20 protein-coding genes are annotated in these 20,596 nt (G+C 68.5%); 4 read left to right on the plus strand and 16 right to left on the minus strand.

What is annotated here, in order from left to right; all coding sequences use genetic code 11:
- Positions 1-9: 9 nt before the first annotated feature.
- From KF745_08475 to KF745_08485, 3 genes are all read right to left on the minus strand, one after another.
- The gene (locus KF745_08475) at positions 10-882 is read right to left on the minus strand and encodes a fructosamine kinase family protein (GenBank protein ID MBX3358449.1); all 873 of its coding nucleotides are present in this window, start codon (positions 880-882) and stop codon (positions 10-12) included.
- A gap of 39 nt (positions 883-921) precedes the next feature.
- Positions 922-2,103, minus strand: a complete 1,182-nt coding sequence (locus tag KF745_08480) for a response regulator (GenBank protein MBX3358450.1) — start codon at positions 2,101-2,103, stop codon at positions 922-924.
- A gap of 155 nt (positions 2,104-2,258) precedes the next feature.
- Positions 2,259-3,233, minus strand: coding sequence for a hypothetical protein (locus KF745_08485; GenBank protein ID MBX3358451.1), 975 nt, complete (start codon positions 3,231-3,233; stop codon positions 2,259-2,261).
- A 2,008-nt stretch (positions 3,234-5,241) separates the two neighbouring features.
- Here KF745_08485 and KF745_08490 point away from each other — a divergent pair.
- Positions 5,242-6,201, plus strand: coding sequence for a hypothetical protein (locus KF745_08490; GenBank protein MBX3358452.1), 960 nt, complete (start codon positions 5,242-5,244; stop codon positions 6,199-6,201).
- 6 nt (positions 6,202-6,207) lie between these two features.
- Here the strand turns inward: KF745_08490 and KF745_08495 are convergent, their stop codons facing one another.
- From KF745_08495 to KF745_08510, 4 genes are all read right to left on the minus strand, one after another.
- Positions 6,208-6,960, minus strand: coding sequence for a hypothetical protein (locus KF745_08495; protein MBX3358453.1), 753 nt, complete (start codon positions 6,958-6,960; stop codon positions 6,208-6,210).
- Between the two features lie 165 nt (positions 6,961-7,125).
- Positions 7,126-7,953 (minus strand): type II secretion system protein, encoded by an 828-nt coding sequence (locus KF745_08500; GenBank protein MBX3358454.1) that lies wholly within the window; start codon positions 7,951-7,953, stop codon positions 7,126-7,128.
- Positions 7,954-8,037: 84 nt separating this feature from the next.
- Positions 8,038-8,352, minus strand: a complete 315-nt coding sequence (locus tag KF745_08505) for a hypothetical protein (protein MBX3358455.1) — start codon at positions 8,350-8,352, stop codon at positions 8,038-8,040.
- An 84-nt stretch (positions 8,353-8,436) separates the two neighbouring features.
- Positions 8,437-10,002 (minus strand): DEAD/DEAH box helicase, encoded by a 1,566-nt coding sequence (locus tag KF745_08510; GenBank protein MBX3358456.1) that lies wholly within the window; start codon positions 10,000-10,002, stop codon positions 8,437-8,439.
- A 242-nt stretch (positions 10,003-10,244) separates the two neighbouring features.
- Between KF745_08510 and KF745_08515 the strand changes: the two genes are divergently transcribed.
- Complete coding sequence (locus KF745_08515) at positions 10,245-11,687, plus strand: alanine racemase (protein ID MBX3358457.1); 1,443 nt, start codon at positions 10,245-10,247, stop codon at positions 11,685-11,687.
- A gap of 26 nt (positions 11,688-11,713) precedes the next feature.
- Here the strand turns inward: KF745_08515 and KF745_08520 are convergent, their stop codons facing one another.
- The gene (locus KF745_08520; GenBank protein ID MBX3358458.1) at positions 11,714-12,583 is read right to left on the minus strand and encodes a glycosyltransferase family 2 protein; all 870 of its coding nucleotides are present in this window, start codon (positions 12,581-12,583) and stop codon (positions 11,714-11,716) included.
- Positions 12,584-12,647: 64 nt separating this feature from the next.
- On the opposite strand from KF745_08520, the gene KF745_08525 reads away from it, so the two are divergent.
- Both KF745_08525 and KF745_08530 read left to right on the plus strand, forming a co-directional pair.
- Positions 12,648-13,511 carry a hypothetical protein gene (locus KF745_08525; GenBank protein MBX3358459.1) on the plus strand — a complete coding sequence of 288 codons (864 nt, stop codon included), beginning with the start codon at positions 12,648-12,650 and terminating at the stop codon, positions 13,509-13,511.
- Between the two features lie 46 nt (positions 13,512-13,557).
- A complete protein-coding gene (locus tag KF745_08530) occupies positions 13,558-14,598 on the plus strand; it encodes a class I SAM-dependent methyltransferase (GenBank protein ID MBX3358460.1) in 1,041 nt (346 codons plus the stop codon).
- 42 nt (positions 14,599-14,640) lie between these two features.
- On the opposite strand, the gene KF745_08535 is transcribed toward KF745_08530, so the two are convergent.
- The 8 genes from KF745_08535 to KF745_08570 form a co-directional block, all read right to left on the minus strand.
- A complete protein-coding gene (locus tag KF745_08535; GenBank protein MBX3358461.1) occupies positions 14,641-15,111 on the minus strand; it encodes a hypothetical protein in 471 nt (156 codons plus the stop codon).
- Between the two features lie 11 nt (positions 15,112-15,122).
- Entirely contained in the window at positions 15,123-15,668 is a 546-nt protein-coding gene (locus KF745_08540; GenBank protein ID MBX3358462.1) for an NAD(P)H-dependent oxidoreductase subunit E, read from the minus strand.
- A gap of 54 nt (positions 15,669-15,722) precedes the next feature.
- Positions 15,723-16,481 (minus strand): lamin tail domain-containing protein, encoded by a 759-nt coding sequence (locus KF745_08545; protein MBX3358463.1) that lies wholly within the window; start codon positions 16,479-16,481, stop codon positions 15,723-15,725.
- 15 nt (positions 16,482-16,496) lie between these two features.
- On the minus strand, positions 16,497-17,639 hold the full coding sequence (locus KF745_08550; GenBank protein MBX3358464.1) for a glycosyltransferase family 2 protein: 1,143 nt from the start codon (positions 17,637-17,639) through the stop codon (positions 16,497-16,499).
- 203 nt (positions 17,640-17,842) lie between these two features.
- The gene (locus tag KF745_08555) at positions 17,843-18,223 is read right to left on the minus strand and encodes a hypothetical protein (protein ID MBX3358465.1); all 381 of its coding nucleotides are present in this window, start codon (positions 18,221-18,223) and stop codon (positions 17,843-17,845) included.
- Positions 18,220-18,606: a hypothetical protein gene (locus KF745_08560; protein ID MBX3358466.1), complete on the minus strand. Its 387-nt coding sequence runs from the start codon at positions 18,604-18,606 to the stop codon at positions 18,220-18,222. The genes KF745_08555 and KF745_08560 overlap by 4 nt, the downstream gene beginning before the upstream one ends.
- Position 18,607: 1 nt before the next feature.
- The gene (locus KF745_08565; protein ID MBX3358467.1) at positions 18,608-19,024 is read right to left on the minus strand and encodes a hypothetical protein; all 417 of its coding nucleotides are present in this window, start codon (positions 19,022-19,024) and stop codon (positions 18,608-18,610) included.
- A gap of 57 nt (positions 19,025-19,081) precedes the next feature.
- The gene (locus KF745_08570; GenBank protein ID MBX3358468.1) at positions 19,082-20,554 is read right to left on the minus strand and encodes a glycosyltransferase family 39 protein; all 1,473 of its coding nucleotides are present in this window, start codon (positions 20,552-20,554) and stop codon (positions 19,082-19,084) included.
- Positions 20,555-20,596 lie beyond the last annotated feature (42 nt).

Raw genomic sequence — 20,596 nt, forward strand, 5'->3', positions numbered from 1 at the left:
GGCTGATCCTCACCACCCCAGCCGATCCAGCGTCCCGCACACGGCGCCGACATATCCGCCGCCGAACAGCCGGACATGCACCAGCAGCGGGTACAGGTTGTAGATATGCCGCCGCTCCTTGAAGAACCCCGGGGCGATCGGGCTCAGCTCCTGATACCGTTCGAAGAACGCGGGGCCGAACGTGTCAAAGAGCGTGATGAACGCCAGCTCGATCTCCCGGTGCCCGAAGTACACCGCCGGGTCCAGGAACGCGGTCAGGCGCCCACCCCGCGCCAGGACGTTCGTGGTCCAGACATCCCCGTGCAGCAGCGAGGGCCGCTCGGGCTCGCCGATCAATCGCGGGAGTTCGGCCGCGAGCCGTTCGATCCGCCCCAGCACATCCCACGGCAACCGCCCCTCGTTGCGGGCTGCCCGCGCCATGTGCAGCAACCGCCGGTCACGGAAAAACCCCACCCATGATCCGCACCACCCGTTGGGCTGCGCCAGCCCGCCGATCAGGGTGTCCCGCTCGAGCCCGAACCTCCCATCGTCACTCGAGGCGGTGTGCAACTCCGCGAGCAGTTCCGCACCATGTCGCTGCGCGGCCTCGTCAAACCGGCTCTCCCCTTCCATCCGCTGCATGACCAGCAGCGAGGGCGACGCGAACAACACCCGCGGCACGGGCAGGCGCGATCGCTGGCGCAGCACGCCGAGCATGTACGCCTCGACATCCAACGAAGCGAGTGCTACCCCCTCTGCGTGCTTTGCGACCACGTCCACCGGCCCGCCATGTGTGGCGATCGTCGCGCCATAGACCGCAGCGACACACCCGCCGTGCAGCGGTACCAAGCTGCTAACGGATGCGCCAAGTGCTCGCTCAATGGCGGCGGCGACGTCGGACATCACGTCTCAGCCTACGCGCTTCCTGCCGCGGCACCCGGCTTAGCCCGCCCGCCGACGGGCGTTCGCGGAGCGGCACGCCTCGATCAACCGCCCGAGCTCTTCGGTAGCCCCGGTGGCCCCGCCGGTGCGTTCCATAGCCTTCAGCACCGTGTCCGCAAGCCCGCCGATCCCCGCCAGCCCCATATGCGGCGTGGTTTCCCTGAGTTGCGTGCACAGCTTGCGGATGTCCTGCGTCGACCTGTTCCTGAGGAGGTACTCGAGCCGATCCGCGTCGCCCCGTAGGTTCGCGAGGAACCCGGCCGCCATGGATGGCGAACGCTCCGCTGTCGTCGGGCCCGGCGCCTTGCCTGCCGGCATAGCCCGCAGGAGGAACTCGGCGGCCGCACGCAGCAGGAGCGGCTGCGACAGCGGCTTGACCAGGCACGCCTGCACATCGATCCCTTCGACGCGCTCGCGAGTGACCGTGGAATCGTCCGCCGTGACAAGAATCACCGGGGTGGCAATGCTCCGTCCGCGGATCGACGCGACGCACTCGATCCCGTCCGGCCCGGGCAGGCTCAGGCTGCACACGATGAGGTCCACCCCCTCCAGCGCCTTGTCCAGCCCGCTGTCGGCGTCCTCGGCCGCCACCACCTGCATGTTCGTGTCACGGAGGTAATAGCGGATCAGCCGCCGGTCCGCGGCCGAGTCATCGATGCACAGCAGCGTCCCGCGCAGGTCCGCGGGGTCGACCTGCTCCCTCGTATAGAAGTCGGCGAACAGGTCGTTGGACAGCAGCAGCCGGGTGTCCAGCGCCTCATCGAACTTGATCCCCAGTTCGTGCACCATCCCGCGCCGGTGCGAGCACCGCACCACCTGCCCGCGCACGCTCACGTGCGAGCCGGTCGGCATCGGCAGCGCGATGGTGCACGGCGTTCCCAGGTGCACGTACGCGTTGTGGAGCACGCTCAGTCCGCCCGTCGAGATGTTCCGGCAGGCCACCGGGAACGTTTGCAGACCACCTCCCGGCTGGAACACCTGCATCGGGATCCGCGTGTGGCGGAACCGTCGCCGGATGTACTTCCGCACCGGCGCGTTCTCCGCATCCGTGTTCGCGCCCTCGAACGAGTCGAGGATCTCGTCCAGTTCGCGCCGGTTCAGCCCCACGGTGTTGACCCGACCCGATGAGGCGAGCACGCCCGATGGCCGGCGGGACGGTGAGGGGTTTGGTGATCGAGTCATCGATGGCTCCGGCACGAAGGGCGCGGCCGGCGTCCGAGAACTCGGCGCTCGGGCGACCGTTCCCAACCGATCATGCATCGACCATCCAACGCCCGGACCCCAGCCACCCCCCGCCGCCAGACCCCCTTTCGGCAGCGCCAGCGGGTGATAACTCGCTACACGTCAAGGTTCTTGACCTCCAGCGCATGCTCCTCAATGAACCGGCGCCGGTCCTCCACCTGCTCGCCCATCAGGATCGAGAAGAGCGTGTCTGCCTCCGCCGCACCGTCCCAGGTCACGCGGAACAGCGTCCGGCGCGACACATCCATCGTCGTGTCCCACAACTGCTCGGCGTCCATCTCGCCCAACCCCTTGAACCGCTTGATTTCCAGCCCGTGCCGACCAACCTCGTGCAGCGTCCGCAGGATCGACGGCGTGCTTGGCGCCTCGACAAGGGTGGCCTCGTTCCTTGCCTTGAGCCGCCCGCCGCCTGTCTCGGCTCCCTCCTCACCGTCCTGCGGCTCGCCAGCCGCCTCATCGCCCTCGGGCTGGGCCGGCGAGCCGGCCTGGGCGGCTGCCACCAGTTCCCAGGCGTACCGCGTCGGCAGTTTCTCCCCGGTGACCGACTCTTCCTGCACCAGCGCGTAGTCGTCGATCAGGACACCGTGGGCCGCGAGTTGCTCGAACAGCCGCTCCAGCTCCCGGTTCTCGTGCAGTTCGCGCATCGACGCCAGCTTGCGCCGCGAGCCCGGCGCCTCGCCCGCCACGGGCGTCGCCTCACCGTTCGCTCCGCCCTGCTCGTCGATCTCGCTCAGCACCAGCCCCTGTTCCGCGGCGATCCCCCTCGCCTGCACCTCCGACCACGCGAGCGCATCCCCGCCGGTCCACACCAGCCGGTGCGTCGGCAGCCGGTTCCGTTTCTCGGGGTCCTCCGATCGGGACGTCAGCATGTCGGAGAACTTCATCCCTCGCCGCTCCGACACCGCGACCAGCTCGGCGAGCCTCGCCAGCAGCTTGAGCAGCCTGGCCAGTTCGGCGCCCTCCAGCGTGCGGACGACCCTCGCCTCGCCCGGCGAGCCGTTGGCGCTGCGCATGCTGTCGACATCCCGGATCAGCAGCCGTGCCCGCTCGAGGCCGACCTGCGTCAGCATGGAGTCGAGTTCCGCGCTGTCGATCACGTAGCGTGTCTTGCGAGCCTTGCCGTGCCCCCACGCCAACTGGAACAGCGGCGGCTGAGCGATGAACACCCGGCCGCGCCGGATCAGTTCCGGCATCTGGCGGAAGAAGAACGTCAGCAGCAGCGTCCGGATGTGGCTGCCGTCAACGTCCGCGTCCGTCATGATCACGATCCGGCCGTACCGCAGTTTCGTGTGATCGAACTCCGGACCGATCCCGCACTTGAGCGCCGAGATCAGCGTCCGGATCTCCTCGAATCCCAGCACCTTGTCGATGCGAGCCTTCTCCACGTTCAGCAGCTTGCCCCGCAGCGGCAGGATCGCCTGCGTCTCGATGTCGCGCCCCTGCGTGGCGGACCCGCCCGCGGAGTCGCCCTCGACGATGAACAGCTCGCTCCGCTCGACGTCCTTGGTCTGGCAGTCCCGGAGCTTGTGCGGCATTGACCCCGAGTCGAGAGCGCTCTTGCGCCGCGTCAGCTCCCTGGCCTTGCGCGCCGCCTCCCGGGCCTGCGCCGCCACGATCCCCTTCAGGCACAGCCGCTTGGCCTCCTGCGGGTGCTCCGCCAGCCACGCCTCCAGCCCGTCGGACACCGCCGAGGCGACAAAGGTCTCGATCTCCGGGTTCAGCAGCTTTTCTTTCGGCTGATTGTTGAACGCCGGGTTGGGCAGCTTCACCGACACGATCGCCACCAGGCCCTCGCGGAGATCCTCGCCGGTCGGCACCGGGTCCTTCTCCTTGAGGATGTTCTCCTTCCGGGCATACGCGTTCAGCGCCCGCGTCAACGCCACCTTGAACCCCTGGCCGTGCGTGCCCCCGTCGACATTGTTGATGTTGTTCGCGAAGGTCAGCACCGACTCGTTGTACCCGTCGTGGTACTGCAGCGCCACCTCGCAGATCAGCGAATGCTCCGGCTGCTCCCGGCGGATGTACACCGGGGCCGACACGGAGTTCTTCCCACCCATCAGGTGCACGACGTACTCGAGCAGACCGTTGTCCGCCTTGAACGAGTCTTGCTTTATCTTCCCGTCCGGCCCCACGCGCTCGTCCCGCAGCCGGATCGTCACCCCGGGGTTCAGGTACGCCAGTTCCCGCAGCCGAGTCGCCAGCGTCGTGTAGTCAAGGCGCGTGTCCGCAAAGATCTCCGGGTCCGGCGCGAACGTCACCTTTGTCCCGGTCTTGAACGGGGAGTCCGCCGGGATCTCGCCGACCACCTTCAACGGCTCGCTGGTCCGCCCGCGCTCGAACCCCATCCGGTAGATCTTCTCCCCCCGGTACACCTCCACCTCCAGCCACTCGCTGAGCGCGTTCACGCACGACACACCCACCCCGTGCAGGCCGCCCGAAACCTTGTACGCCGACTGACCGCCCTCGTTCTCGAACTTGCCCCCGGCGTGCAGCACCGTCATCACGATCTCGACCGCGGGCTTCCCGTCGTACGCCGGGTTGTCGTGCTTCTTGGGGCCCACGGGGATCCCGCGCCCGTTGTCCACGACCGTGCACGATCCATCCGCGTTCACCGTCACGGCCACAGTCGTCGCGAACCCGGCCATCGCCTCGTCGATTGAGTTGTCCACCACCTCGTACACCAGGTGGTGCAGCGGCCCCACGCCCGTTCCGCCGATGTACATGCCCGGCCGCATCCGCACCGCCTCAAGCCCTTCGAGAACCTTGATCTGGTCCTCGCCATAGGCCTGCGGCGGCTTGGCCGGCGTTGTGGGAGTCTGCGGTGTCGACGATGCGCGGGACGGGGTCTTTTCGGCCAAGGGTTCACCCGGCTCGCAACGAGCCAAAACGCGGCAAAAAGCCGCAGATTTATGCTTCCATCCGGAACCTCACAGTCTAGGCGCGCCGACCCTCTCCCGCCCCTCACTCCGGCCCCTGTTCGCTACCAAATCTTCCCCGGAAACCAGCGCCGCAGCCGTCCGGCCCGGGGCATAATGCAGCCCCTCCTCGGACCCCCGGCGGGAAGGCGGACAACTAGCGATGCCCGACGCCCCTCCCAGCCCGCCGCCGACCCCTGCCGCAGCCGAGTCCTGCCGATTTGTCCAGTCCGGCCACCGGTCCACGATGGCGGCCGGCGCCATCATGCTCCTGATCCTCGCGGCGTTCCCCGTCCTGATCACGCTCCTGGCCCTGGGCCTGGGGCGGTTCCTCCAGGGGGTCCTCGGGCTCGCCGGCGTCACCGGGCCCCTGGTCGCAGTGGTGGGCACGGTCGGCTTCGTCGTGCTTGTCATCGCCTTCGTCCGCTGGTACCGGGTCAGTTCCAAGTACGAGCGGCTTCCCGGGCTTCTGGACAGGACCATCCGCATCCAGGTTGTCGCCTGGGCCCGGCAGGTTCCCGAGCTTCAGGCCATTGGCGATACCCCCTTCGAGCCCCGAATCGCCCGCCTCCCTCTGGGTGTCTTCCGCATCGCGGCCGTCGGCCCGCAGACCACCCCCCCTACACGGGCCGAGATGGCCGCGGGCGCCCGCCGGGGCGTCGGCCTTGCGGTCGGCATCAACGCCACGGTCTGGCTCCTCACCTTCGGCATCCGCCATTCCTCCCCCACGATGCAGCTGGCGATCCCGGCGATCGTCTTCTTCGCCTTCGTCCTCCTTTGGTTCTGGCCCGTGTACATCCGGGTCACACCCGGCCGCCTGGAGGTCATCAGGTTCAATCCCCTCCGCGGCAGCTCCCCTCCAGCCGTCGAGCGGTTCGACCTGCGGACCCAGCGCCTCGTTGTCGACATCAAGACCTGGCTGATCACGATCGAACCGCCCGAGGAGGGCAAAGCAGGTGCGACCGCCGGGCCCGGCACGATGAACAACCAACCGCCCGCGCTCCGGCGCGACATCTCGCTGCTCTTTGTTCCTTCCAGGCGCGAGCTCGCCGAAGCCGTGATCATGGGGGCCCTCTCGACCACCCCGACCCCCGAACTCGCCGCCGACGACCTGTCTCATTAGTCTCGTTCAGCACCCGCCGACCCCCGCGAACCACGCGCCGATGAAGACGGCGATATCCACCGGCTCGACAGTGCCATTCTCGTCCACATCCGCCGCGAGACCGCCCGACGACACATCTGAGAGCCATTGGGCGACGAAACCGCCGATGTCGGCCGGTTCGACCACCCGGTTGCGGTCCCAGTCGCCCAAACACCCGACCCGGCCGTACACGTATTCCGCCGCATCGGTCGCCGCCTCATGCTCGGCCTCCGGCCGCTGCTTGTTGATGACCAGCCACAGTGGGCGGCTCTCCGCGACCGCTGGATCGGTGCTGAACATGGAGAGTTCCAGCAGGTAGATCCCGGGCTCCGCCGGCGCGGTCAGGGTGTATTCCAGGTGGTGGTGCCAGTCTCCCGCGGCCAGCACCTGAACGGTAAACCCCGTGACAATCTCCCCGGGAATTGTCGGCGTGAACACCGGGCCCAGAGGTGGAAACAGCGAGAGCGTCACCGCGATTTGTTCCGCGCCGGCCGCGTTGAAGTCCGCCCCGTTCCACCGGCGCAGCGGCCCCCGCAACCTGAACCCGAGGCTTGACCCCGGCGCGAACACACCCACCTCCGAGTCGAACCCCGGCTCGTTGGTTGAGTTCTCGCCCAGGTCGCCCAGTTCCGCCGGGAATACCCGTCGTTCGGGCGGCGGGTCCCCGGCTTCACCTTCTGTACCGGTTACGATGCGGCCCTCCACGACGCTGAGCAGGATGTCGCCATCGTGCTGTGCCACCGCACCAACACTTGCACCCGAGACTACCAGCGCACCGAGACACACTCGAACACTCATGGACATGATGAATGACCTCGTTCATTCCGCCGAAGGCGATACTCGCCGCGGTGGATGGATAACGGAACTTGGATAACCAACGCAGAGAAGGGAACTGATGGATGTGCGTCAGAACGCGTATGGCGGCCAGAACTTCTGCCGCTCCCGGTTCTTCCACACCTCGCCGAACTTCAGTGTCGCCGCGTGACCGTCGAGGAAACCCCAGTTGCCGACCGATCCGAACGAGCGGGGCGGCCCGCCGTGCGCATCGATCTGGACCTGCGCACTCGCGTTTCCTGGCACCTCGGAACCTGACCCCATGACCGGGGCCCAGTTCTCGATGTGCGTGTGATCGGAGCGAGCAAACTCTCCCTCGAACGCCATCATCAGGAAGTGCACCGTGCCGTACGGCCGCTCGACCGCGCTGATGCGGTCAAACAGCGGCCCACCAGGCCTGGCCGAGAATGTCTTGCTCGGCACGACCAGATTGTTCAGCCCGTAGCTGGTCCACCGGCAGATATCGCCCGCCCGCGGGTCGTTCGAGGGATCATCGTCCTCCAGCCGATCCCACGCCTGCCGCAGTGTCAGGCCGCTGCTCGTTCCTCCCTCGAGCACGCTCCACTGCGTGCTCCGATCCACCGGTGATCGGATCACCAGCGGCGTCGAGAAGTACTGCTGCAGCGTCTGAACCCACGACCGGCGCGGATCCCCCGCGCCGCCGTGGGGCAGGTCCGCATCGATGAACAGACCCTTGGAGTCGTCCATGTACATGGTGTGACCGACCTCGAGCATCCGGATGTTGCTCAGGCACACCGCCGCCTTCGCGGCGCTGCGGGCCCTTGCCATCGCCGGGAGCAACAGGCCGACCAAGACCGCGATGATCGCAATGACAACCAGCAGCTCGATGAGCGTGAACGCGCGAACGCTCCGCCCTCGAACCCGAGGGAACGCGTGCATGACCACTCCAGTGCAAGTGTGGTGGGCGCAGGGAACGCCTGATTCAGATAGGGCCGGTCCCCTCCTCAAAAGGAGAGGCCGACGTCACGCGTCGCCAGGCGGCGGGCCACGGGCTCGCAGGGCAAGGTCGACCCACCGGTGCGCCGACCTCGCATCGACCACGACCACTGTGCCGATTCGTTGCAGCGGCCACACCGCCGGCGCCTCAGCCCGAGGCGTCATCGTGGGGAGGTGGTGCACGGCGTAGCAGACCGCGCACGATTGCTCATCGTGCCCGTCCCCCTCGTCGTGGTCGTGATGGTGCCACGCCGGCGCCGTGATCGCCGCCAGCAGCGCCACGGCGGCAAACACCGCTGCCGCGCGTCGCCACAGGCCTTCAAGCCACGCCGACCGGCTCATGAGAATAGATTATCAATAAGCCGACGGGGCGTCAACAACCACGCCGGCCTTTCCGGCAGATTCCTGCTCGCTCCGGGTGGTCCCTTACCCGCCCTGCGCCGCCGGCGGCTCCGTCGCGGGCTTGTTGGCCCCGACCGCCGCCTGCGAGATCGCCGCCTTCATCGATCGCGTCGTCTTCGTCTTCCCGTACATCCGCTTGGGTGGCATCATCGTCGGCACCACCCCGCCCGGGAACTTCGTTGGGTCCGGCCGTGCGGGGACCACCGGGTTCGCCGTCACCGCGAAGCGGTTGAACGACTGCGTCAGTTTCGCCTGCTGCTCGTCCTGCTCGCGGGACTTGAGCACGCTCTCGGGCACCGGACCCGGCTTGAAGTCCGGGTAGTCGAGTTTCGGGATCTCCGCGTTGATCAGCAGTTCGATCTGCGTCAGCAGTTTTCCCTCTTCCGGCGTCACGAACGCCCACGCCACCCCGCCTCGCCCGGCCCGCGCCGTGCGGCCGATCCGGTGCACGTACAGGTCGGGATCGTCGGGCAGGTCGTAGTTGATCACGTGCGTGATTCCCTCGACGTCCAGCCCGCGCGACGCCAGGTCCGAGGCGATCAGCACCCCGAGGTTCCCCTTCCGCAGCCGCTCCATCACCTTGTTCCGCGATGACTGGTACATGTCGCCGTGCATCGCGTGCACGTCGATCCCCTTGGTCTGCAGGTACTTGGTCAGGTCGTCGACGGTCCGCTTCATCCGGCAGAAGACCACCGTCAGCGCCGGCTCTTCGTGGGTCAGCAGGTGGGCCAGCAGCCGCCGCTTGTCCCACCGCTCCACCGTCAGGTGGAACTGCTTCACCATCGTGGCCGTCAGAGCCCCGCTCGTGGAGACGATCTTCTGCGGGTTCAATGCGTGCGACCGCGCCAGGCTTTCGATCTCCCCCGAGATCGTCGCTGACACGAACACCGTCTGCCGCCCGCCCTGGTCTCGCGGCCCGGGGGCCGGGCACGACCGCAGGATCCGGCGGATGTCGTCGCGGAAGCCGATGTCCAGCATCCGGTCCACCTCGTCGAGCACCACCGTCCGCACGTTCCTGTAGTGCAGCAGACCCCGCTGGGCCATGTCCATGATCCGGCCCGGTGTCGCCACCAGGATCTCCGGGCCCTTGGCCAGCCGCTGCGCCTGCGTCTTGACGTTCTCCCCGCCGAACACGGCCGATGTCTTGATCGGCGTGTGCACCGCGAACCGGGCGATGTCCGAGGCGACCTGCACGGCCAGCTCCCGGGTCGGCACCAGCACCAGGCCCTGGAACTCCTTGCCGCGCTCCGCTCCGTGGATCATCGGGAGTCCGAACGCGGCGGTCTTGCCGGTCCCCGTCTTGGCCTGGCCCAGCACGTCGTGCCCCGCGAGGATCACCGGGATCAGCGTTGCCTGGATCAGCGTCGGGTGCACGAACCCCAGTTCCTCGATCGCCTTGAGCACGCTGTTGCGCAGGCCAAGGTCGGCGAACTTGGTGGTCGTGTTGAAGATCTCGTTCGCCCGCGCATCGCCCGCGGGCGGCACGTGCGGGTGACCTTCGCCCGATGGCGCCGCACCCGCCGCGGGGGCGCTGTCGGCAGGGAGCGGGTTGGTATTCGGACTGGGGATCGGGGAATCGGGCTGCGTCATGGATCTCGCCGGCGAAGGGTCAACTCAGGCGGTCTGAAGCCGCCGCGGGCCCGCCACGCCCGTGAACGGCCCCTGCTCGGGGCCGCTGGCCGGTACGATGGCGGCAACTCCGGGCGGACCGCCCGGCGCATGCGGGACTTGGCTCTCGGCCCGCTTCGCGATTGATCGTAGGGACGCGTCCGGGTCGATACAACACGCGGGTCATCCGCGGGGTTTCGACGAACAGGGAGGTTCACAGCCACGTGCCCAGCAGCCGCCTCGAAGTCGATCTCCATGCCGTGGACCACAACCTGCGGGTGATCCGCTCCGTGGTCTCTCCGGCCTCCCGTCCCACCTCCGATCCTGCCGCGGCGGAGATTGTCCGCCCCCCCGCGTCGGCCCGTCAGCCCGTCTCCATCTGCGCCGTTCTCAAGCAGGATGCCTACTCGCTCGGGGCTGTCCGGATCGCCAAGCGGATCGCGTCCGGCCTTGGCCCCGGTTCCCCTGACAGCGTCGAGATGATCGCCGTCTACGCCCTCGACGAGGCCCGTGAACTGGCCGAGTCCAACATCACCACGCCGACATTGATCCTCAAGCCGGTTCGCGACATCGACCGCACCGACCCGGTCTATCGCGCCGCCGCCGCCGGACGCCTGCACCTCACCCTCCACGACCTCGATCAACTCGCCCACCTCGAGCGGCTCTGCACCCGGTTGGGATTCGTCATCCCCGTCCACGTCTTTGTCGACACCGGCCTGGCCCGCGGCGGGGCTCTCCCCTCCGAAGCCGCCGCGATGGTCCAGCGGATCATCCGCGGCGTCGGCCCCTCGGGCATGGGCGGCCCCCGGGTCCGCCTCGCCGGGGTCATGACCCACTTCGCGAGCCCGTGCGACGACGCCGCCTTCACCCGCGAGCAGGCCGCCAGCTTCCGAGAGTGGGTCGCCTCGGTCCGCGACACGCTCCCCAACGGCGGCTCGGGGCTCGCCCTCCACGCGGCGAACACCTGCGCCACCTTCCGCTCCGAGAAGTACCACGGGACGATGGTCCGCATGGGGCAGTCGCTCTACGGCTACGGCCTCGACGAGGGGTGCAACCTCAACGAGTTCGGCTTCGCCGATGCCGCCCGCTCGCTCAAGGCAGCCGTGCGCTGGCTCGCCCCGATCGTTCAGATCAAGGACATCCCGCCCGGCCACCCCGTCGGCTACGGCTCCACCTGGCGCGCCCCGCGCCGGCATGACGGCCGGCACACCCGCATCGCGCTCGTGCCCGTCGGCTACGCCGACGGCTACCCGCGCTCCCTGGGCAACCGCGCCAGCGCCGGCCTCAACGCTCGCCCGTTCGATCGCAAGGGCGGACCGGATGACGGGGTCGCCACGACCGTTTTTGCCCCGGTAGTCGGCCGCGTCAGCATGGACCAGATCTGCCTCGATGTGACCGAGGCTCCCGAGTCGCACGTCTTCGCGGGGTCGGAGGTCGAACTGGTCGGGGCCGACCGTACGTCACCGAACTACCTGCCCGCACTCGCCTCCGCCGCGGGCACCATTACCCACGAGCTGCTGGCCCGCATCAACCCCCGTATCGAGCGGGCCCACAAGTACCACACCGCCGCCGCGGCACCGCCGATCCCGATCTCCCGCCCGGCCCCGCTGATCGCTCAGGGCCGTACCAGCGGTGGCCATGGCGGGCCGGCCGCGGTCGCTCGGTAGCGTTCCCCCCACTCATCCCGCGCGGCTCATCGCTCCGGACTCCTGCTCATCTCGATGAGCATGGCGTGCTTCATGAGCGCGCCCGCTGCCGATGACGCCGCGGCGAGCCACCCCGGATAGCCATCAAGGAACGCCCGCTTGAGGATCAGTTGCTTGAGCAGGGCCGCGATCGGCGAGACCAGGAGCGCGGCGTATGAGCCGCGCGAGCCCGCCGCGTGGAGGCTGCGGGCCATCGTCCGCGAGTGGTCCCACTGCTTGCGGAAGTGCTCGCTGAAGGTCTCGAAGGAGTCGTGCCGGAGCGTTCCCTCGAGTGAGCCGATCCAGCCGCCGGCGGTGCAGCGGCCGGTGAGCTCCATCGCGTCGTGCGGGTCGATCCCGCCCCAGCGGCAGCAAGCCGGGCGGACGAGCCGCAGACGAGGCTCCGGCTGCCAGACGTGGTTGAGCGCCCGCCCGCGGTAGAAGACCTTGCGGTTGAGGCGGTACCCGGCAACGGCGACGTCATTCCGCGCCACGGCGGCAAGGATCGAACGCTCCAGCGCCTCATCGGGCGACTCGTCGCTGTCGAGGCAGAGCACCCAGTCCGAGGCGCAGGCGTCGAGTGCGAGCTGCTTGGTCCGCACGTGCCCGAGCCACTCGGAATGGATCACCCTCGCGCCGTGGCCGGCGAGGAGTTCGAGCGTGCCGTCGGTCGATCCGGAGTCCACAGCGACCACTTCCCCCGCTCCTCCCCCGCCCGGTCCGGCCGAGCCCCCGTTCCCGCCGGTGGCATCGACGAGGCGGCGAGCCGACTCGAGCGTCCGGGCGATCGTGCGCGCGTTGTCGCGGCAGACCACGGCGACCGAAAGGGTCGCGCGCCGCGGGACCGGGGCGTTGTCCTGCATGCGACGATCGTCCATTGGCCGCTCTCGCGTGTCAACCCGTGTACCCCGACCCGTCGAGCGGCCGGGTACGCTGACGGCCATGTCCGATCGTGCCGCTCCCGCCATCCGAATCCTCCGTGCCGACCCCGGCGCGACCGCAAACCAGTGGCGGGAGCGGGTAGCGGAAGCATGGCGCGACGGAGGAGGCCGCGTGCTCAAGGACAGCCCGGGCGGCCGCGTCGAGGTGCTCGAACTCGGGGGGAAGCCAATGGTTCTCAAGACACGGCCGATCGGCTCGCTCCTGGATCGGATCCGGGTTGAAGTCGGCCTCTCGCGGCACGCCCGGCACTGGCACGGCGCACGGTGGCTGGCGGCCAAGGGGTTCAGCACCCCCCGGCCGCTGGCTCGCGGCGTGCTCCGTGGCGGTGGACTCCATGGCGGACGATCGGCCGAGTTCCTGCTGCTGGAGTTCATCCCGGGCAAGACGGTGCTGCGACACCTGTCCGACCGCGACCTGGGCGTGCGCGAGGAGCACGCCGTGGCGAGGTCCCTGGCACGTGACATGGTCCGGTTCTTCACTCTCGGGCGGTTCAACCGGGACCACAAACCGTCGAACCTGCTCGTCGTCGAGCCGGTACGGGGCGATGTCGGGGTTCGGGTCGCCGTGCTGGATGCCGATTCGATCCGGCCGTCGACGGTGGCCAACTTCAACTCGGCCGAGCGGATGGCGGCGTCGCTGGTGATCGAGGCGATCGGGTGCGGGTGCGAGCCGCGACGGGCGCTCAAGGCCCGGGTGATCCACGAGTTCGTGGCTCAGTTCGAGCGGCTGGCCGGGCTAACCTCCGAGGCCTCGCTGTCGCACCGCGATCGCCGGGCGAGGCTGTGGCGATGCGTGGCCCGGCGGGTGGCGGCGCACGGGAATCCGACGCCGACAATCAATCCGCTGAGGGGAGACACCGGATGACGCCGCGTAGGGCGGTGGTGCGGCCAGCGTCCTATCCTCTCTTCTTATGGCAGCCGGTTCAATGTTTCGAAAAGCCGCCGCGAGGGCCATCACTGCTGTCGGCGGTCCAGGCGCGACCGCGACCGTCAAGGTGGTGATGTCGAACCTGGGGCTGACGCAGCCGGCACCGGGATTCCCCCAGCCGGACTTTGGGCCGACTTACACGCCGCCGCGGGACGGGGAGATCCACGGGATGCTGGGGACGCCCGACGGGGCGGTACGGGTGGTGCCGGCGCGGGGGCAGTTGCCCAACTCGAACTCATACCCGGCGGCGCCGCCCGCGCCGCGGGTGCCGCGGCGCAAGTCCGAGGTGCCGCTGAAGGAACTCAAGTACCTACCCGTGTGGCACACCGAGGGGCACCCGACGCACTGGGAGTTTCCGGCGTTTCTGGACAACCCGGGGTGCCAGTGGCTGCAGGGGCTCAAGCGGCTGTACGCGAACCCGCTGAGTTTCCCGTCGTCGCTGTCGCCCGAGGGCGGGCTGCTGGTGCACTCGCTGATCCGGAACATCCGGCCGCGGCTGGTGATCGAGACGGGGACCTTCGTCGGGGTGTCGACGATCTGGATCGCGGCGGCACTGAAGGAGAACGGGGATGGCGGGGTGATCCACACGTTCGACGACTTCGGACCGATCAAGGCAGCGCCGTGGCGGGAGGTGGAGCTGAAGTCGGGGCGGCTGGAGTTTGTAGCCAGGAACGTCACATCGGCCGGGCTGGCGGACCAGGTGGTCTTCCACCCGGGGAACTCGCCGTTCGAGATCCGGGCGGCGCAGGAGGAGTTCAACGCGGCGGGCGGGTGCCAACTGGCGTTCCTGGATGCGGACCACGGGATCGTGGGCGCGTGGCACGATCTATGGGCGACCGAGCCGGTGCTGAACACCGGCGGGTTCGTGCTCCTGCACGACACGTTCCCGCACATCTGCTCGTACGACGGACCGCGGAACGTGCTGGACAACATCAACAAGAACGCGGTGGGGCGGTACGAAAAGCTGGATATGTACCTGTCGCCGATCAACTACGGGCTGGGGCTGATCCGGCGGATCGGGTAGGCCGGCGTCGATTCAGGCTCGGCGCCGTGCCGGACCCAGGCATCACTTCTTAAGGGTGAGCTTCGGCACGTCCTCGGGCAGCAGGTCCCCCAGGTACTCAACCGTGATTCGGTCGGCGGGCATCACGGCTCCGCTATCGGTGAGCCGCTCGAACCGCATCGCGGAGCGGTCGCCGGCGAGCCGCAGCGTGTACGGCCCGGGCTCCCACATCGTGACGCTCATGGCACGCCAGGTCTGGTTGACGGGGGAGCGCCAGAAGATCACCGTGTACAGGCGACCGACGCCTGTCGCGGGCAGGTCCTGGAGGGTGCGGGTGGTGACCGAGCCGGGTACGACGTCAAAGACCTTGGTGTCCGGCGGATAGTCTCGCGGGAGGCCGGCGCGGCCGTCGGTGTGGGCCTGCACGCGAACGACGGTATCGAGGGCGTTTTCAACGCTGATCGTCTGCGTCGAGCAGCCCGCGGCGATGGTCGCGGCGGAGATGGCCAGCACGATCGGCGCGCGCCGCGTCATGCATCGATCCCCTAGTGGTGGCCCTTGGCGCTGTTCCGGGCCCCATCGATGAGCGCAGCGACCTGGTCGGGCCGGACGTTCTCGTGCAGGGTCTCGTCCACCAGGAGCGCCGGCGCGGTGCCGCAGGAGCCGAGGCACTCGACCTCGATGAGCGTGATTGCGCCGTCGTCCGTCGTCTCGCCGACGTCGACGCCGAGGGCGTCCTTGCAGGCCTCGGAAACGGCGCCCTGCCCGCAGAACTCGCACGCAATCGACCGGCAGACGGCGACCAGGTGCTTGCCGCGGGGCTTGAGCCAGTACTCCTCGTAGAACGAGGCGGTGTCGATGACATCGCTGGGCTGGAGGCCGTAGAAGTCGGCAAGTTCCTCCATGGCCTGGGGCGGGACCCACCCGTACTCATGCTGGATCATGTGGAGAGCGGGAAGGAGGGCGCCCTGCTTGCGCTCATAGCGCGGGAGGATGTCGCGGCTCAGGCGGTCCTTCATCGCGCCGGTCAGGTACGGCTCGCTGCGCCGGTCGACGGCGGTCGTTGCGGAGTTCTTGGTAATCCAGGCCATTGGGTGCTCCTCGCGCCGGGCTCAGATGGTAGCCGAGGGGTGCTGATGCGGGGTTCACCCGCCGGCGGGCGCCCGCTCCGCCGGATCGCCGAACTCGCCCGGGCTGTAGAGCGGCTTGGCGAGGTCCGAGTGCGAGAACAGAGCCGACGAGGGGTCGCGCCGCGTCACGCTGGACCGGCTCACCAGCGGGGCCTCCTCGACCAGGCCCTTCTCAGGCTTCTTCTCGGCGAACTTCCCCCACCAGACGCAGTGCACCGCCTCGCCGGAGGGGTCGCTCAGGAGCACCCAATCGCCCCCGTTCGCCCACGAGATCGAGGACGAGGTTGCATCGATGGTGAAGACATACGCACCGTGGAACGCCGCGTTCCCCTCGGCGGGCGCGGACTTGGTGGTGCCCACAGGGCCCTTCCACTTCTGCCCCTGGCCGTTGAAGACAACGACCACGCCGCCGGGCGGCAGTTCGAGCGCCGGGAAGGTGAACCTGAGTTGAGCCCGGCCCTCGTTGCGGTCGGTGATCGTGTAGCCGCGGAGGTTGATCGGTCGGTCGTGCGGGTTGATGAACTCGACGAACTCATCACCCGCGGCGTCGCGCTTTCCGTCGCCATTGGCATCGCCGTCGCCGGCCCCGGGCACGGCGTACAGGATCTCGGTGATCAGGGGATGCGGGTACGGCACGATCGAGTTGGCCCCGGGCTTCGGAGCGGTCGCCGCATCCGGGGCAGCGGGAGCCGGCTCGGCCGGGGGGTCGGCAATACACACGATTACAACCGACGCCGACACCATCGCCGCGAACACCGCGCTGTATGTACCCACGAGAAGCGACCTCCGTTACCCCGCCCGCCTGTTCTGGATTCCAAGCATGCTGTAGAAGAACGACATGAGCACGGTCTGAACGCCGATGGCCGTGAGGGTCGCGCCCACAATCATGGGCCTGAGGGTGCGCCCGACGTCCAGGTTCCCAAAGCCGGCGAGCCCCCACCTGGCAACAAGCCAGCCGATCAGCCCGACACCCGCGGCGGCCACCAGCGCCCCGACAATCAGGCCCAGTTCAAGCGTGAGGTGCGAGAAGAGCCGCAGCATCACCGGGGAGGGGGGACCGATCTCTTCCCGCATCGCGAAGATCCGGGCCGCGATGCCGATCGTCAGCGCCTGGTATCCGACGATCACCATCAGGCTCGCGGCGAGGAGCGTGTGGACATCGAACGTCACTCCCGCGGCCGTCACAGGGCCCAGGGAGACGATCGCCCCGAGCACGCACCCGGCGAGCATCAGGGCCAGGCCGGGAGCGATCAGCGTCCAGAGCGGAGCCAGAAGGAGCATGAACCGGAGGTGGCGCCAGCCATCTCGCCACGGGCGGAGATGCGGCGGACGGTCCCGCCCGTCCTTGTGGAGCGTGATGGGAACTTCGCAGATCCTCTGGCCGCGAAGGGAGGCCTTGATCGCGAGTTCGCTCGCGAACTCCATGCCTGTCGTTCGGACGCCGAGTTGCTGGTATGACGCTTTGCGAAACGCTCGCAAGCCGCAGTGGAAATCGGTGACGGGGGTTCGGAAGAGGATGCGGCCGATGGTGGTCAGCGTGGGGTTGCCGATCCAGCGATTCTTCCAGGGCATCGCGCCGGGCTCGATCGAGCCGCCGCCGCGTGGGAGGCGGGAACCCATGACCAGATCGTGTCCTTCCCGGAGCCTTTGAACGAACGCCATCCCCTGTCCAAAGTCGTAGGACTGGTCGGCATCGCCCATGATGATGAACTCGCCGCGAGCGGCCTCGATACCGCCCATGAGCGCAGCGCCGTAGCCGCGCGCCGGGACGTCGACAACGCGGGCGCCAAGGGATCGAGCGATCTGCTGCGAGCCGTCGGTGCTGCCGTTGTCGGCGACGATGATCTCGGCATTCAGGGAGTGGCTGTCGATGCAGGCCTGCGCGGCCTGGACGCAGCCGCCGAGCGTTCTTGCCTCGTTCAGGCAGGGCATCACGAAGGAAACCTCGACGGTCTCTCCGGAGGGTCCGCGTCCGACCGGGGCATCTCCCGCAGACTGAGATCGGGGTTGATTGATCGGTGCGTTGATGGTGCCGGACCCCTCGCGCGCCGTCGCATGTCGGGCGGTCGGGCGCAGCGAAGAGTCTACCAGCCCGGTGCGCGTGCCGCGCGGGGCCTTGCCCGCGGCTCCGTCGATCAGTCGGTCTCGCGGACCTGGATCGGGGCGGCGGGCATGTCGTTGATCTGGGTCACTTCGTACCGCGTCGTGCCCTGGCGGAGCACGATCCACCGGATCTGGCGCGGGCTGGGCGTCACATCCACGATGAGGACGGCCTGGGAGTCGGCGGGTGTGGAGACCGGGCCGACGGTCTCATCCGAGTCCGGACCGACCGCCTCCGTGGCGAGGAGCTTCATGGCCCCCGACGCGCTGCGCTCGAAGACGGCCGCGTAGACGGTCCGGGTGGTCCGGTTCGTCACGTTCGCCGAGTACCCGGCGCACCCCGCAACCACCGCCGCCACCAGCACGCCCCCCGCGGCCGCGGCGATCGCGCGGGTGGCGGAGCGAACTCGCCTCACGGATAGACCTCGATCTCCTGCACCTCGAGCGGGCCGCCGGTGGCATCCCCCTTCTGACGGATGTTGAAGACGGTGGTGCCGGGGCGCAGCTCACGGAAGACCGGGCCGCGCGGATTGGGAAGGGTGTCGAGCGTCAGGATCGCCGTGCCGGTGGGCAGCCGCACGGGACCGATCGACTTCTTGTCGCCCGGGCCCAGCCGCTCCTCCGCCTTGACGGGCATGCTGCCATCGTCGTGCTGCTGCACGATCTTGGCGTACAGCGGCTGGGGCGTCATGTTGACCAGTGTCGCCGTATAGGAACTGTTGCACCCCACCAGGCCGCAGCCGCCGGCCGCGAAGGCCATCCCCCCGATGATCCCCGCCCGCACGCCTCGGATCGTCATATCACTGCACTCCAGGCTCCACGACCGTGACCTCGATCAGCGAGTCGATGTTCTCCGTCGTCTTCGCCGTGTCATCCCCCAGACGATACCGCCTGGCCTCTCGCGGGTTCTCTGCGACACTCCAGACGAGCAGGTCGTCCCCGACCGAATAGGCCAGCCACCGCGACTGGCCCGGCGACAGCCGCGTCGCCTTGACGACCAGGCCCGACCCCCGCCACTCCGCCAGCCCGTAGACCACCTGCTTGTCGGCAATATTCCGGATCAGCACGCGGGGGCGCGCATCGCCCGGCACTGCCGACTCAGGGACCGCGAGGTGCCGCGATTCACACCCAAGGAAAACGCCCAGCCCCAGGCACGCGGCTGCTCCGAAGACAGGCCATCGGCTTCGCGCGGCGCTGTTGGTCGGGTCTGGTGCCATGATCAAGTGTATTCGACCCTTCGGGAGCCCCGCTTAACTGCCCGAAGTGATGCCGCGTCAGGTCTTAGTATGTTCCCGCGGGCGGTCCCCTCGGAGCGAGGAGATGGTCGCCGGAAGCACACCGAGAGCGATGTACCAAGTCACCCAAGCGGGAAGACCGTAACGGCTCGAGGGCAGCAGCATCGCGGCATGGGCGGCCACGAACAGCAGGGTGCCCGCCATCAGCACGGCGACCGGGCGTCGCTCGCGCGATCGAAGCGAGACCAGTGTGACGATGCATGCCGCGATGAAGAGCGGGATCTGCGGGATGCCACGGATCTGACGCTCGGAGAAGACCCCGAACCAGCGGTAGAAACGGCGGACAAGCCCCCCATCGTCCCACTGCTGGAACTGGCGGACCATGTTGAGGTCGTGCTGGATGTGCATGTTGGGGGCGGGAGGTGCCACAGGCGTCGGTGTCTGGCCAAGACGGGCGAGGAACCAGCTTGTCTCGTTGGTCGCGACCGGTCCGGAGGATGGGAAGTTGTTGAGCTGCCAGAGGAGCGCGCGGGCCGCGGCCTTCAGGTAGGCGCCCGGATGCTCGCGCCAGCTTGCGTTGGTCCACGCCTTCAGCATGGCCAGCGTCTTCGGCGACTCAACAGCGCCGATCGCCCAGAGAAAGTGCCACGTGTCGCTGTCGGAGCGCTCCGAAGCCAGGAACGTGCCGTATGCGTTCCTTGTCGGCTCGTCGAGCGGGAACGTGTCGCTGAGCACGCCGGCACGCGCGAATCCCTGCCAGGTGACAACCTCCATGCCGCGGGCGAACCCCGCGACCGAGCGGGAACGGTTGTACGCAAGCCATGGCACGGTGAGCAGCGCGAATGCAAGGACCATGCCGATCGCCGGGACCACCACTGAACGTCGACGCCGCGGCGACATCGTGTCCCAGCATCTCAGTATCCAGGCCAGCCCCGCAAACAGGGCGAACACCTGGAGGCTGGGGCGGATGAGCACCCCCGCGGCGAGGACCGCGCCAAGCGCGACCGACCAGAGCAGCGTGCGGATCAACTCTCGACGCGAAGCGACGGCCACCGGCGCCGTGAGCGCGATCGCGGTGGCGATGACCATGCTCGCCGCGCTGGGCCCCTCGGTGAGCATGCAGGATTCGAAGCCCAGCAGCCACGGGTCGACCGCCGCGAGCAAGCCGGCGACCAGGGCCATCCGAGGGCCGGCGAGCCTGGCGACCGTGGCCGCAATCAGGCCACAGGCGAGGACGCCGAGTAAGTGCTGCACCAGGAGAATGCCGGCGGGGCTGTTGCCAAAGAGCAGGTTCACAAGGCCGAGCAGCGCGGGGTAGCCCGGAGTGCGATAGACGGAAATGCCGGCGAAGCTGCCGGCGGCGACCTGCTGGCCATACAGAACGTAATCGACGCTGTCATTGACAACCAGCAACGAGAGCCCACCCTGAGCCAGCAAGCGGGTCAGGCATGCGGCAGCAACGGTCATCCACACCGCACTGCGGCTGGAGAGGCGCCGGGTCGTAGCGAGCATGGGGGCGGACATGGGGCGCAGACCGAGTGGCGAGAGAGCACA

This window comes from Phycisphaeraceae bacterium (assembly GCA_019636655.1).
Classification (GTDB): Bacteria; Planctomycetota; Phycisphaerae; order Phycisphaerales; family UBA1924; genus JAHBXB01.

What these genes read in the sequence shown, in the direction of transcription:
- KF745_08480 (MBX3358450.1), bottom strand. Translation starts at nt 2,103, where the DNA reads ATGACTCGATCACCAAACCCCTCACCGTCCCGCCGGCCATCGGGCGTG.
- KF745_08525 (MBX3358459.1), top strand. Translation starts at nt 12,648, where the DNA reads ATGTCCGATCGTGCCGCTCCCGCCATCCGAATCCTCCGTGCCGACCCC.
- KF745_08530 (MBX3358460.1), top strand. Translation starts at nt 13,558, where the DNA reads ATGGCAGCCGGTTCAATGTTTCGAAAAGCCGCCGCGAGGGCCATCACT.
- KF745_08565 (MBX3358467.1), bottom strand. Translation starts at nt 19,024, where the DNA reads ATGGCACCAGACCCGACCAACAGCGCCGCGCGAAGCCGATGGCCTGTC.
- KF745_08505 (MBX3358455.1), bottom strand. Translation starts at nt 8,352, where the DNA reads ATGAGCCGGTCGGCGTGGCTTGAAGGCCTGTGGCGACGCGCGGCAGCG.
- KF745_08540 (MBX3358462.1), bottom strand. Translation starts at nt 15,668, where the DNA reads ATGGCCTGGATTACCAAGAACTCCGCAACGACCGCCGTCGACCGGCGC.
- KF745_08570 (MBX3358468.1), bottom strand. Translation starts at nt 20,554, where the DNA reads ATGCTCGCTACGACCCGGCGCCTCTCCAGCCGCAGTGCGGTGTGGATG.
- KF745_08485 (MBX3358451.1), bottom strand. Translation starts at nt 3,233, where the DNA reads ATGCTGACGCAGGTCGGCCTCGAGCGGGCACGGCTGCTGATCCGGGAT.
- KF745_08550 (MBX3358464.1), bottom strand. Translation starts at nt 17,639, where the DNA reads ATGCCCTGCCTGAACGAGGCAAGAACGCTCGGCGGCTGCGTCCAGGCC.
- KF745_08500 (MBX3358454.1), bottom strand. Translation starts at nt 7,953, where the DNA reads ATGCACGCGTTCCCTCGGGTTCGAGGGCGGAGCGTTCGCGCGTTCACG.
- KF745_08520 (MBX3358458.1), bottom strand. Translation starts at nt 12,583, where the DNA reads ATGGACGATCGTCGCATGCAGGACAACGCCCCGGTCCCGCGGCGCGCG.
- KF745_08535 (MBX3358461.1), bottom strand. Translation starts at nt 15,111, where the DNA reads ATGACGCGGCGCGCGCCGATCGTGCTGGCCATCTCCGCCGCGACCATC.
- KF745_08475 (MBX3358449.1), bottom strand. Translation starts at nt 882, where the DNA reads ATGTCCGACGTCGCCGCCGCCATTGAGCGAGCACTTGGCGCATCCGTT.
- KF745_08560 (MBX3358466.1), bottom strand. Translation starts at nt 18,606, where the DNA reads ATGACGATCCGAGGCGTGCGGGCGGGGATCATCGGGGGGATGGCCTTC.
- KF745_08510 (MBX3358456.1), bottom strand. Translation starts at nt 10,002, where the DNA reads ATGACGCAGCCCGATTCCCCGATCCCCAGTCCGAATACCAACCCGCTC.
- KF745_08490 (MBX3358452.1), top strand. Translation starts at nt 5,242, where the DNA reads ATGCCCGACGCCCCTCCCAGCCCGCCGCCGACCCCTGCCGCAGCCGAG.